A 12,316-nucleotide genomic window follows, 5' to 3' on the forward strand; every position below is an offset into this window, starting at 1 on the left:
GAAGGGAAGCCTGATGGACATCCGGCTTTCCGCCTTGGGGCAAGCGCGCCGGTTCCTGCTCCTGCAGGGCAGGCTGCGTTCCAACGAGCCGACGCAGATCTTTGTCTGCGCCGTTTTCGGCGCGTTGGTCGGCGCCCTGATCTCGGGCCTGCACAAGCTGGTCGACCTCGTCCATGCCCTGGCCTTCAACCTCTCGGGCACCTTCACCCTCAGCACCGGTATCGGCGTCGATCCGATGCGCATATTGATCGTGCCGGCGGCGGGCGGGCTGGTGCTGGGTATCGGCGTGGTGGTCATGCGCCGGCTACGCCCGACCGAGGTGGTCGATCCGATCGAGGCCAACGCCCTGCACGGCGGCCGCATGTCGATGACCGACAGCCTGCGCCTGCTCATCGCGACCTTTTGGTCGAATGCGTCGGGTGTCGCGGTCGGCATGGAGGCGGGCTACAGCCAGCTCGGGGCAGCGATCCTGGCCAAGGTCGGCCAATATTTCCGCCTGCGCCGCCCCGACCAGCGCATTTTCGTCGGCGCTGGGGCGGGGGCGGCGATCGCGGCCGCCTTCGACGCGCCCCTGGCCGGCGCCTTCTACGCCTTCGAGCTGATCATCGGGGGCTATTCGGTGCGGGCGCTCGCGCCCGTGGCGGCCGCCACCCTGTCGGCGACCCTGGTGGAGAGGGCGATCGTCCACCCCACGGCGCTGTTCTTCGTCGGCCCGTTCCCGGCCATCCCGTCGTGGTTCTACCTGATGTTCGCCCTGCTGGGTGCCGCGGCGGCCGGCTACAGCGTGCTCGCCATGCAGTCGGTGACCTGGGCCGAGCGGCTGCTGCGCCGGCTGCCGTTGCCGCAATGGCTGCGCCCCGCCATCGGCGGCGCGCTCGTCGCCGCCATGGCGCTGGTGGTGCCCCAGGTGCTGGGCAGCGGGCATGGCGCGATCCAGGAGCTGTTCGACCGGGATCTGGGGCTGATCTTCCTGCTGGTCCTGCTGGTGACCAAGCTCGTTGCCTCGGCGATCTCGCTGGGGTCGGGCTTCCGTGGCGGCATGTTCAGCTCCTCGTTGCTGCTGGGCTGCCTGTTCGGCGCGGTGTTCGGCCAGCTCCTCACCCTGATCGCGCCCGGTCTTGCCGGACAGCAGGCCGTGCTGATGCTGGTCGGGATGGCTTCGGTGGCGGCGGCGGTGATCGGCTCGCCCCTGACCATGGTGTTCCTGGTACTGGAGGGCACCGACAACTTCCCTGTGACGGTCGGGGTCATGGCGGGCGTGGTGGTCGCCTCGACCATCGTGCGCCTGGCCTTCGGCTATTCCTTCTCGACCTGGCGTTTCCACCAGCGCGGCATCGGCATCCGCAGCGCGCACGACATCGGCTGGCTTGCCGACCTGACGGTGAGCCGGCTGATGCGCACAGATGCCAAGACGGTGCCCGAAACGACCCCGCTCGCAGAACTGCGCGAGAGGTTTCCACCGGGCAGCACCAAGCGCGCGTTCGTGGTTTCCGAGAGCGGCGAGTATGCCGGATCGCTCGACGTGGCGGCGCTGTACGACGAGATGCCGTCCGATCTCGCGACGCAGACTGCGCGCAACTTCGCGAAAGAGGGCGACCTCTATCTGCTGTCCTACGAGAATGTGCGTACGGCACTCGCCCGCTTCGAGGACAAGGAGGTCGAGAGCCTGCCCGTCCTCGAGTCGCCGACCGACAAGAAAGTCATCGGCTATCTCTCCGAGCAATACGCGTTGCGCCGCTACAATCAGGAGCTGGAGCGCCGGCGCACCGCCGAGCTGGGCGAACGCGACCTCTTCTCCACTGGCGAGCCGCCGCGCTAGAATAGGGCCATGTACGGGCGTGTCCTCGGATCCCTCGCCGTTGCCGTGGCAGCTGTTGCCGTGGCCTGGCCTGCCGTGGCTCAAGTCAAGTGCAGCGACGATCTCGGGCCGGTCGATCAGGAGGCCGTATCGCGGCTGAGCGCGCCGGACTTCATCCGGAGGGTGTCGGCCAAGGAAGCCGCCTTCGCCCGTGCACTGGCCAATTTCGGCTACACTGTCGAAGCGAGCATCCAGACCCTGCAGGGCGACACCGTCGACGGCGAATACCGCCACGTCGCGACCCTCCGCTTCGACGACAGCGGGCCCAAGCGGGAGATCGCCGAGGGGGCGGTCAATACGCTGACGCGCATCAAGTTCGCAGACCGGGACCTCGATACGTTGCGCGACGCGTTCGTGCTGACGGCCGATCGCGTGTCGGCCGGCGACATCGCCTATTCCGGGCGTCAGCGCATCGGCGAGATCAATGCCTCGCTGTTCGACGTCATGCCGCGCAGCACGACGGCCGACATACGCGGCTTCGAGGGCCGGGCCTGGGTGCGCGCGCGCAACGACGCGGTGATGCGGCTGTGCGGCCGCAGCAGCAGCGCACCGATCGCGCCGATGCGTTATCGGGTGGAGCGGCAGCTCGTCGACGACCAGTATTGGTTCCCGATATCGATCCGCGCCGATGAGGATGCGCGAATCGGCAACGAGACGGTTCACGTGCGCGTCACGGTGACATACTCGAACTACAAGGCGCGCTGAGTCCGCAATGGTCGTGGAACCCCTGGTCGTGGGGCTGCTGCTGGCGGCCGCGCTGATGCATGCGACCTGGAATGCGCTGCTCAAGGCGGATCGTTCCGACCGGCTCGCCACTTTCGGCGTGATCATGACGACCGGTACCGTGATGGGGCTGATCGCCGTGCCGTTCCTGCCGTCGATCGCCTTTGGCGCCTGGAAGTATCTCGCGATCTCGGTGATCGTGCACGTCGCCTACTACACCTTCTTGCTCCAGGCCTATTCCTACGGCGATCTCAGCCACACCTATCCGATCGCCCGGGGAATGGGCCCCTTGCTGGTCGCAATGGTGTCGGGGCAGTTCATCGGCGAGCACCTTCGGGTGCAAGATATCGTCGGTGTGATCCTGCTCAGTGCCGGCCTGGTGACGCTCGCCATTCCACTGAAGTCATTGGTGCCCAAGCCCGGCGCGCGGCACGGCCTGGCGACGTTTTTTGCCGTGCTGACCGGCTTCACGATCGCGGGCTACATCATCTCCGACGGTCTTGGCGTGCGCGCCGCCGGGCCGGATGCCAGCCATCGCCTCGCCTATATCGCCTGGCTCTGTGTGCTCGAGGGGCCGTGGCTGCTGGTCTTCGCTGTCATGGTGCGGCCGCAGACTGTGTGGTCGCATCTGCGGCGCAACTGGTGGCGGGGCGAGGTCGGCGGCCTGATCGCCAACACCGGCTACGGCATTGCGATCTACGCCCTTGCCCTCGGCCCGATGGCGCATGTCGCGGCCCTGCGAGAAACCTCGGTGCTGTTCGGCGCACTGATGGGCACGCTGCTGCTCGGCGAGCCGTTCGGGTTACGCCGTGTCTTGGCCGCCGCGGTGATCGTGTCGGGCCTGATCCTGATGAACGGACCGCAGCTTCTTTAAGTTTCATGGTCTTCCGGACCGCGAGCCTCTGGCTCTCTCGTGAGCATGAGCGAGCCAGAGGCTCGCGGTCCGGAAGAGCATGACCTACTCCGCCTTCGGATACAGCCTCTCCGCATCGGCGTGCAGCCCGGCGCGCGAGGCGGCGCGCAGGTACATCATGTGGCCGCCGGGATGCAGGCTGAACGTCACCCGGTCCCCGGTGAGCGAGGCGGGCAGGTGATCGATGACGTAGCGGCTGGTGAGATAGGGCGTCACCAAGTCGGTCATGCCGTGCGCGATCGCGATCCTGAAGTCCTTGTTGCGGGCCAGCACCTCGCGCAGCGAGTCGGATGCGCCGGCATAACCCTCGCGGCCGCCAAGGCCGCTCCGCCAATTCCATTGCCGCACGACCTGGCCGTTGGACAGCCGATAGGGCAGCTCGGTGCGCACGCCCAATGAGCCGGCGAGATATGCGGGCATGGCGTTGGCCAGCACGCCCCGCAGACCGTCGAATAATCCATCACCGCGCGCGCGATTGGAGTCGGGATAGGGATCGAGGCCGGTCACCGAGCCGTCGTAGCGGCTGACCAGGAGCTTGTCCGGCCGGCGCGCTTCCTTGGCGAACACGCCGAGCGGCAGGCGGCCGTCATGCCGTGCGATCACCGCCTGCGGCACGCCGGTGTGGCGGGCGACCTCGGCGTAGATGCCCTGCATCGCGGCCTCGTCGCGCGGTGAGGCGGCCAATGCCGTCAGGTAGGGCCCCAGGGCGAAGCGCTCGACCTCGGCCAGCGCCTCGCGCGTCGATGCCGCCGACTGCTCGAGCCGGACGGCGGCGTAGGAGGGCAGGCGCAGCACATCGGGCAGGAGGGCCAGGCTGTCGTCGGCGATCAGGCTGAATTCGAGCACCGGCGAAATCAAAAGCACGCCGGAAACAGCGATGTTGTGGTCGTCGGCCAGGACCTCGGGCAGGCGCGCCGCGCGAAAGCCGCCGTAGCTTTCGCCGGCGAGATATTTCGGCGAGGCGCGGCGGCCGGCTGCCGTGAGATAGCGGTCGATGAAGGTCGCGATCGAGGCCAGGTCCTCGGTGACTCCCCAGTAGCGCTTGCCCGCGTCGCCCACGGCGCGGCTGTAGCCGGTGCCGACCGGATCGATGAAGACGAGGTCGGTGAGGTCGAGCCAATGGTCGGGATTGTCGATCAACCCGGACGCCGGCGGCGGCATCTGGCCCTGCGGTCCGAAAGGGACGATGCGCGGCCCCAGCGCCCCGAGATGAAGATAGGCCGAGCTCGAACCCGGACCGCCGTTGAAGGCGAAGGTCACTGGCCGGCGTTCGGCATTCGCTTCGTCGCGCGTATAGGCGACATAGAACATGCCGGCCTGCCGCTCGCCCTTGTCGTCGGTCAGCGGCAAGGTCGCTGCCGTGGCGGTGAAGGCGACGCTCGCATCGCCGATCCTGAACTGGTGATGCGTGACGGAGTCGGGCGGGGCATCGGGCGTCGCGGCGTAAGCGACGGGAACGGCGGCGAGGAAGAGCACCGCCAGCACTGCTCGGCGCAGCAACGGTCGCATCGTCGCGGCCGGCTTGCTTAACACAGGGTTCACTGTCATGCGTTCACTATAGCGGTCGACGATGGAAGGGATCGATGTCCACCCGTAATCTCGACAAGTTGATGGCGCCGAAATCGATCGTCGCCATCGGCGCCAGCTCGCGGCCGCGCTCGGTCGGGGCCGCCGTCACGCGCAATCTGCTCGGCGGCGGATTCGTAGGCGAAATCCATCTGGTCAACCGCAAGGGCGGCGAAATCTCCGGCCGTCCTGTCCTGAAGTCGCTGGCGGAGGTGCCGGGCGTGCCCGATCTTGCCGTCGTCATGACGCCTGCGGAGACCGTGCCGGGCATTCTGCAGGAGTTGGGTACGAAGGGGACCCGGGCGGCGGTCATCATCAGCGCCGGTCCCGGCGCAGGCGCCGACGGCCGCGAGGACAACGAGCGCTGGCGCCGGAAGCTGCTGCGCATCGCCCAGCCTCATCTGTTGCGGATCGTGGGGCCGAACTGCATCGGCTACATGGCCCCGCGTCATGGTCTCAACGCCAGCTTCGGGCCGGCCAAGGTCAAGGCGGGACGTCTGGCCGCGATCGCGCAGTCGGGCGCTGTGCTGGCCGGGCTCGCCGACTGGGGCAGCGCGCAGGGAATTGGCTTTTCGCACCTCTTCTCCATGGGCGACATGGCCGACGTCGATTTCGGCGACGTACTCGACATGCTGGCGCGCGACTACGAGACCCGCGCGGTGCTGATGTATGTCGAAGGCATCACCCAGGCGCGCAAGTTCATGTCCGCCGCCCGCAGCGTCGCCCGCCTGAAGCCGGTGATCGTGCTCAAGGCCGGCCGGCATGCCGCGGCGGCACAAGCCGCTGCCTCGCACACCGGCGCCATGGCAGGCTCGGCCGCGGTTTATGACGCTGCCTTCGCGCGCGCGGGCCTGGTATCGGTTAAGGGGCTGGGCGAGCTGTTCGATGCTGCCGAGACGCTGGGCCACGGCCTGCTGCCGCGCAACGAGCGGCTCGCCATCCTGACCAACGGCGGTGGCGCCGGCATCGTGGCGACCGACCTGCTGATCGACGAAGGCGGCGAGCTGGCGCCGTTGCATCCGCGCACCATCGGGCAGCTCGACAAGGCGATGCCGCGCATCTGGTCGCATGCCAACCCGGTCGATATCGTCGGCGATGCCGACGGCGCGCGCTATGCCGCCGCGCTCGACATCCTGGCCGACGACCGCGGCGTCGGCGCGGTGCTGGCGATGAACGTGCCGACCGCACTCACCTCGTCGCAGGAGGCCGCGCAGGCCATCGCCGGCGCCGCCGGCCGCAAGGTGGTGCCGGTGATCGGCTGCTGGATCGGCGGTCCGGATGCCGCGGTCGGCCGCAAGGTGCTGCAGGACGCGGGCATGCCGGCTTTCGATACACCGCTGCGCGCCGTGCGCGGGTTCATGCACATCGTGGCCTACCGACGCGGCCAGCGCGCCCTGCAGCGCACGCCGCCCTCGATTCCCGAAGCGCGGTCCGATACCGATCTGGTGCATTCCATCGTCAACGGTGCGCTGGCGGAAAAGCGTAGTGTGCTGACCGAACCCGAGGCCAAGCGCGCGCTCGCGGCCTACGGAATCCCCGTGGTGCCGACCGAGGTCGCGCTCGACGCTGCCGAGGCGGCGCATGCCGCGACCCGTATCGGCTTTCCGGTCGCCGTGAAGATCCTGTCGCGCGACATCACGCACAAGACCGACGTCGGCGGTGTTGCACTCGATCTCGGCACCGAGCAGGCGGTACGCGACGCCGTGCAGGCGATGCACGACAAGGTCTGCACCGTTGCGCCCGGCGCCCGGATCGACGGCTTCGTCGTGCAACCGATGATCAAGCGGCCACATGCGGTCGAGCTGATCATGGGCGCGGCCGAGGACCCTGTCTTCGGTCCGATCCTGATGGTGGGCCACGGCGGCGTCGCGGCCGAGGTGATCGACGACAAGGCGCTGGCCTTGCCGCCGCTCGATCTCGTGCTGGCCGAGGATGCGCTCAGCCGCACGCGGGTCGATCGTCTGCTGCGCGGCTATCGCGACCGCGCGCCGGCCGCGCGCGGCGCGGTCGGTGAGGCCATGGTGCGTCTGTCGGAGCTGATCGCCGACGTGGGCGAGATCGCCGAGCTGGACATCAATCCGCTGCTGGTCGATGCCGACGGCGTGCTCGCGCTCGACGCCCGCATCGTCGTGCGCAAGCCGGAAGCGGGCGAGGAGCGCGCCGCGCGTTTCTCGATCAAGCCCTATCCGGTCGAGCTCGAGATCGAGGTCCGGCACGGCGACGAGAAGCTGCGCATCCGGCCGATCCGGCCCGACGACGAGGCGCTGTTGCAGCGCTTCATCCGTCGCCTGACGCCGGAGGACATCCGGCTGCGCTTCTTCGGGCCGATGCGCGAGCTCACGCACGAAATGGCCGCACGGCTCACCCAGATCGACTACGACCGCGAGATGGCCTTCCTGCTGCTCGACGGCGAGGAGCTGCTCGGCGTCGGGCGCCTCGCGGCCGACCCGGGTTTCGAGCAGGCCGAGTTCGCGCTGGTCGTCGCCTCCGACCGGCAACGCAGGGGCTACGGCGAACTGCTGCTGCGCCACGTCCTCGCCTACGCGCAGGCGCGCGGCGTGAAGCGCGTGGTGGGCCATATCCTGCGCGAGAATCGCGGGATGATCGAGCTCAGCAAGCGCCTCGGCTTCGCGCCGGAAACTGGGCGTGCCGGAAACACCGACATCACGATGGTGAAGCAGCTCGGAACATTGTAACCCGTGTTCCGCCACCGCCGTCTGCTTGAGGGCAGAATTGTGGCGACGGGCCAACGAGTTAGAATCGACCGCTGAGATGGCGTCTAGGAAGAACAGAAGCGGGAAGGCGAACAGAAGGAGGGCGAAGCGGCCGCCGTCCGCGCTGACGCTGCGTTGGCGTGCATTTGCCGGCTGGATACACACTCATCGCTGGCACGCCGCGACCATCGGACTCCTGCTGCTGTTCGCCGGCGGCCTCGTCGGCGGCTACTGGATCGCCGGACGTGTGGATGGTTCTGACCGTGACAAGATCGCCCGCGATGCGCTCGAGGATATGAAGCGCGGCGCGCAGGCGCCACCTCCGCCGCTCAGGGAGACCTACGCGCGCATCGAGGATATTCCCGGCCTGCCGCGCTACACCGAGACCGAGCCGGGCCAGCAGAGGGCGACCGTCGAGGAGAAGCCGCGCACCAGGCAGGTCGCGATGGCGGCTGCAGCGACGGAGCAGAGCTGGCGGCGCAACGCGCTGCCGTTCCGCGACCTCGACGGCAAACCGCTGATCGCGATCGTGATCGACGACGTCGGCCTCGACCGGCCACACTCGAAGCGTGCCTGGGAGCTGCCGGGACCGTTGACCATGTCGTTCCTGCCTTATGCGAAGGACCTGCGCGAGCAGGCGAAGGCCGCACGCGCCCACGGCCAGGAGCTGATGCTGCATTTGCCGATGGAGCCGACCGGCCGCGCCGATCCCGGCCCCAACGCGCTGCTTGTGAGCTTGCCCGATGCGGAGCTGAAGCAGCGCGTGACGATGGCGCTCGACAGCTTCGACGGCTATGTCGGCGTGAACAACCACATGGGCAGCCGCTTTACCGCCTTCAAGCCGGGCATGGAGACGGTGCTGCGCCAGTTCAAGGCGCGCGGCCTGTTGTTCCTCGACTCGCGGACCACGCCGCAGTCGGTCGGCGACCAGCTCGCGCGGGAGCTCGGCGTGCCGAGCGTGGCGCGCAACGTCTTCCTGGATGACGACGAATCGCTCGGCGCCGTGCGCCGCCGGCTGGCCGAAACGGAGGAGGTGGCGCGGCGCCAGGGGTTCGCCGTCGCCATCGGCCATCCACACGAGGCGACCATCCAGGCACTCGCCGACTGGCTGCCGACGGTTAGCGGGAAGGGCTTCGCTCTCGCGCCGCTGTCCGCTGTATTGCGCAAGCGCAATGGCTGGGATTGAGTACATCAAAGGATGGGAGAGACGTTCGTGCGATATCACAAGAAGGCGATGATCGTGGCGCCGCAGCCGGAGCCGGCGGAGGCCGGCGCCGACGTGCTGCGCGAGGGCGGCAATGCCGTCGATGCCGGCATCGCCTGCGCGCTGGTGCAGACGGTGGTCGATCCGCAGATGTGCGGCATCGCCGGGTTCGGTTCCTGCGGCATCTACATGCCGGGCAAGAAGTTCCACGGATACATCGACGCCCACGCGCCGGCGCCGCTCGCCGCGCGGCCCGACATGTGGGCCAACCTGATCGAAAGCGAGGCGCGCGACGGCTACGGCTTCATCCTGAAAGGCCGGGTCAACGACATCGGCTACCAGTCGATCTGCACGCCGGCCAACCTCAAGATGTACTACGAGGCGCACAAGGAGCACGGCAGCCTGCCGTGGTCGCGTATTGTCGAGCCCGCGATCCATTGGGCGGAGAACGGCTGGACGGTGCGGCCGCACGTCCACTTCTGGTGGGCCGACGACGGCGCCTTCGGCCGCGCGCCCAACTTCGAGCGCACCGGCTTCACGCCTGCAGCGCGCGCGTTGTACTGCCGCCCGGACGGCGTGCCCAAGCGTGTCGGCGACGCCGTGATCAATCGCGACTATGGCCAGACCCTGCGCGCCATCGCCAAGGGCGGCGCCGATGTCTTCTATTCAGGCGACATCGCCCACGCGATCGACGAGGACATGCGCCGCAACGATGCGCTGCTGTCGATCGCCGACCTCGAGGCCTGGAAGACCGTGCGCACTGCGCCGCTGTGGGGCGACTATCGCGGCTACCGGGTCTCGACCAACCAGCCGCCCGGCGGCGGCGTGATGCTGATCGAGATGCTCAACATCCTGGAGAACTTCGACATCGGCGCGCTGGAGCACGGCTCGGCCGAGCATCTGCGCATCGTCGCCGAGGCGATGAAGCGCGCGACGATCGACAAGGACGCGAAGGTCGGTGATCCGAAGTTCGTCACCGTGCCGGTCGCGGAGCTGAACTCCAAGGCTTACGCCAAGACCATGGCGGGCGAGATCGCGCGCGGCGTCAAGGCCTCGGTGACGCGGTTCAACTCGGGCGCGGTATCGAAGGACACCACGCACATCTCCGTGCTCGACAAGGACGGCAACTGCTTCACCATGACCCATTCGCTGGGCATGCCCTCGGGCGTGATCACGCCGGGCCTGGGCTTCATGTACAATGGCTGCATGGGCGTGTTCGATCCGCGGCCGGGCCGTGCCGGTTCGATCGCGCCGGGCAAGGCGCGTTTCAGCTCGGTGGTGCCTTCGATCCTGTTCAAGGACGGCAAGCCCCACCTGATCATCGGCGCGCCCGGCGCGACCCAGATCGCGATGGGCGTGCTGCACGTGATCCTGAACGCGCTCGATTTCGACATGACCATGGTCGAAGCGGTGAGCGCGCCGCGCTTCTCGGCGACCTCCGACACGATCGATATCTCCAACCGGATCCAGGGCCGGGTCGAGCGCGAGCTGAAGGGGAAGGGCTATCCGGTTGTGCGCAGTCCTTACGGCTTCGGCTTCGCCGCCGTGCACGGCATCCGCATTCACGAGGACGGTCTGGACGGCGGTGCCGATCCCGGCCACGACGGGGTGGTGATCGCGGTTTGACGCAATTACCTGCGATGTCATCGTCGCGGCGCGCTTAAAGCGCCATGTCTCCATCGACAAGGAGACCCGCCATGAACGACATCGCAAGCTTCGTCGATCGCTACATCAATGTCTGGAACGAGCCGGACGCCGAACGCCGGCGGCAGACGATCCGGGACCTCTGGTATGAGGACGCCCGGCATCTGGCGCGCACGATCGAGGCGGTCGGCCATGCGGGGATCGAGAGCCGCGTCGCTACCGCCTACGAGAAATGGGTCAAGGAGAAGGGCAACGTCTTCCGTCTGCGCGACGGTGTCGACGGCCATCACGACACGATCAAGTTGCGCTGGGAGATGCTGCCGGCGGGAGGCGGCGAGGTGATCTCGATCGGATTCGACTTTCTGGTCCTGGCTGACGATGGCCGCATTCGGACCGGCTATCAGTTCATCGAAGCCTGACCGAGCTGATATACTGGACCGATGACAGACGTCTCGATTCAAGTCCTCGACCCATCCCATGCCGATGCAATGCTGCGCCTGGCGCGCGATCCGGAGCTCAGCCGGACGTCTTCGGTCCCGGCGGCCTGCGAGGCATCGGACGTTGCCGCCTGGATCAGTGACAACAACGCTGCGCCAAGGACCTCCCTGACCTTTGCGATCATCGATCGAGGCGTGGTTGCGGGCGCCGTGACGCTCAAAAGGCTGGATGCTTCCGACAATTCCGGCGAGCTGGCTTTCTGGGTCGGACAGGAGCACCGGGGAAAGGGACTCGCGAGCAAGGCCGCCGATCTTGCTCTCGGCTACGCCTTCAATCGTCTGCTCCTCGACTACGCGCACGCCCATTGCCTGCGCGACAGCAATCCAGCGTCGCGCAAGACGCTCGAGTCGCTCGGATTCACCCCCGACAAGTCACACTCCGATTTGCCGGTGGAGGGTCGCTTCGCAGAGCGCTTCGACGGGGACGCGTGGGTCTTCTATCGCCTCGATCGGCCGAAGCCGGTCGAGCTGAGCCAGGCGGCCATCGAATACCAGCGGCTTTGGAACGGCTACATGTCGAGCTACTGCGGCGGCCGCACCTCGTGCTTCGAGCTGGTCGAGGAACTCATGCGCCAGATGCTGCAGGGCGAAGCGTTGAACGTTCTCGACGTCGGCTGCGGCACCGCAGCGTTCACGGCACGACAGCTGCTCATCAAGTCGCCGCCGCGGAAGATAACCGCCGTCGACGGCTCGGAAAAAGGCCTGCTGGTCGCCCGGCAGCTCGTTGCGTCCGACGCTCCCGTGACTTTCATCAAGGGCGATCTGACGGAGAATGCATGGGCGTCGGAGTTGACCGCAGGATCGTACGACGTTGCCTTCCTCGGCTGGGTCACCCACGAGATCGAGCCCCGGCATCTGCTGACGCTGTACGGAAACATCGCGCAGCTGCTGAGGCCCGGCGGGCTCCTGTTCAACGCCGACTTCATGGACGGCCTGCAGGGCGACTGGCGCAACCTCGGCGGCGACTATCAGCGCCGCCGCCTCGGCAGCAGCTTTCCCGCCTTCAACGCGCGCTTTGAAAAGCTGCCCGAGGTGGCGGCCGCAATCGCCAGAGACCGCCAGGCCAAGACGCGCTGGACCGTGCGTCACGCGCCCGATGCCCACAAGCGACAGCTGTTCGATGCCGGATTCGTCGACGCCGAGGAGGTCTGGCGTTATCTCGGGTCCGCCATGGTGATGGCGATCCGCTAGCGAAGC

Annotated in this window: 9 protein-coding genes; 8 read left to right on the plus strand and 1 reads right to left on the minus strand. The window is 67.6% G+C overall.

The features are described 5' to 3' along the window. The first annotated feature begins 13 nt into the window (after positions 1–13). Genes ACQY8M_RS24680 through ACQY8M_RS24690 form a run of 3 tightly spaced genes read left to right on the plus strand, consistent with a single transcriptional unit; the run spans position 14 to position 3,455 of the window. Positions 14–1,819: a chloride channel protein gene (locus tag ACQY8M_RS24680; RefSeq protein WP_428661034.1), complete on the plus strand. Its 1,806-nt coding sequence runs from the start codon at positions 14–16 to the stop codon at positions 1,817–1,819. Positions 1,820–1,828: 9 nt separating this feature from the next. Then, positions 1,829–2,563: a hypothetical protein gene (locus ACQY8M_RS24685; protein WP_428661037.1), complete on the plus strand. Its 735-nt coding sequence runs from the start codon at positions 1,829–1,831 to the stop codon at positions 2,561–2,563. A gap of 7 nt (positions 2,564–2,570) precedes the next feature. Then, a complete protein-coding gene (locus ACQY8M_RS24690) occupies positions 2,571–3,455 on the plus strand; it encodes an EamA family transporter (RefSeq protein ID WP_428661040.1) in 885 nt (294 codons plus the stop codon). Positions 3,456–3,539: 84 nt separating this feature from the next. Here ACQY8M_RS24690 and ACQY8M_RS24695 read toward each other — a convergent pair whose 3' ends face one another. After that, complete coding sequence (locus tag ACQY8M_RS24695; protein ID WP_428661042.1) at positions 3,540–4,994, minus strand: S10 family peptidase; 1,455 nt, start codon at positions 4,992–4,994, stop codon at positions 3,540–3,542. An 83-nt stretch (positions 4,995–5,077) separates the two neighbouring features. Here ACQY8M_RS24695 and ACQY8M_RS24700 point away from each other — a divergent pair, with 83 nt between their 5' ends. The 5 genes from ACQY8M_RS24700 to ACQY8M_RS24720 all read left to right on the plus strand — a co-directional run bounded on the left by ACQY8M_RS24700 (position 5,078) and on the right by ACQY8M_RS24720 (position 12,310). Beyond that, positions 5,078–7,756, plus strand: a complete 2,679-nt coding sequence (locus ACQY8M_RS24700) for a GNAT family N-acetyltransferase (RefSeq protein WP_428661044.1) — start codon at positions 5,078–5,080, stop codon at positions 7,754–7,756. A 76-nt stretch (positions 7,757–7,832) separates the two neighbouring features. Further along, a complete protein-coding gene (locus ACQY8M_RS24705; protein ID WP_428661047.1) occupies positions 7,833–8,960 on the plus strand; it encodes a divergent polysaccharide deacetylase family protein in 1,128 nt (375 codons plus the stop codon). 12 nt (positions 8,961–8,972) lie between these two features. Beyond that, positions 8,973–10,604: a gamma-glutamyltransferase family protein gene (locus ACQY8M_RS24710; RefSeq protein ID WP_428661050.1), complete on the plus strand. Its 1,632-nt coding sequence runs from the start codon at positions 8,973–8,975 to the stop codon at positions 10,602–10,604. 71 nt (positions 10,605–10,675) lie between these two features. Beyond that, the gene (locus ACQY8M_RS24715) at positions 10,676–11,041 is read left to right on the plus strand and encodes a hypothetical protein (RefSeq protein WP_428661052.1); all 366 of its coding nucleotides are present in this window, start codon (positions 10,676–10,678) and stop codon (positions 11,039–11,041) included. Between the two features lie 69 nt (positions 11,042–11,110). After that, positions 11,111–12,310 (plus strand): GNAT family N-acetyltransferase, encoded by a 1,200-nt coding sequence (locus tag ACQY8M_RS24720; RefSeq protein ID WP_428661055.1) that lies wholly within the window; start codon positions 11,111–11,113, stop codon positions 12,308–12,310. Positions 12,311–12,316 lie beyond the last annotated feature (6 nt).

This window comes from Reyranella sp. (assembly GCF_965279465.1).
Lineage (GTDB): Bacteria > Pseudomonadota > Alphaproteobacteria > Reyranellales > Reyranellaceae > Reyranella.

Coding starts and splice junctions, on each gene's coding strand:
- ACQY8M_RS24710 (WP_428661050.1), top strand. CDS start 8,973: ATGGGAGAGACGTTCGTGCGATATCACAAGAAGGCGATGATCGTGGCG.
- ACQY8M_RS24680 (WP_428661034.1), top strand. CDS start 14: ATGGACATCCGGCTTTCCGCCTTGGGGCAAGCGCGCCGGTTCCTGCTC.
- ACQY8M_RS24715 (WP_428661052.1), top strand. CDS start 10,676: ATGAACGACATCGCAAGCTTCGTCGATCGCTACATCAATGTCTGGAAC.
- ACQY8M_RS24720 (WP_428661055.1), top strand. CDS start 11,111: ATGCTGCGCCTGGCGCGCGATCCGGAGCTCAGCCGGACGTCTTCGGTC.
- ACQY8M_RS24685 (WP_428661037.1), top strand. CDS start 1,829: ATGTACGGGCGTGTCCTCGGATCCCTCGCCGTTGCCGTGGCAGCTGTT.
- ACQY8M_RS24705 (WP_428661047.1), top strand. CDS start 7,833: ATGGCGTCTAGGAAGAACAGAAGCGGGAAGGCGAACAGAAGGAGGGCG.
- ACQY8M_RS24690 (WP_428661040.1), top strand. CDS start 2,571: ATGGTCGTGGAACCCCTGGTCGTGGGGCTGCTGCTGGCGGCCGCGCTG.
- ACQY8M_RS24700 (WP_428661044.1), top strand. CDS start 5,078: ATGTCCACCCGTAATCTCGACAAGTTGATGGCGCCGAAATCGATCGTC.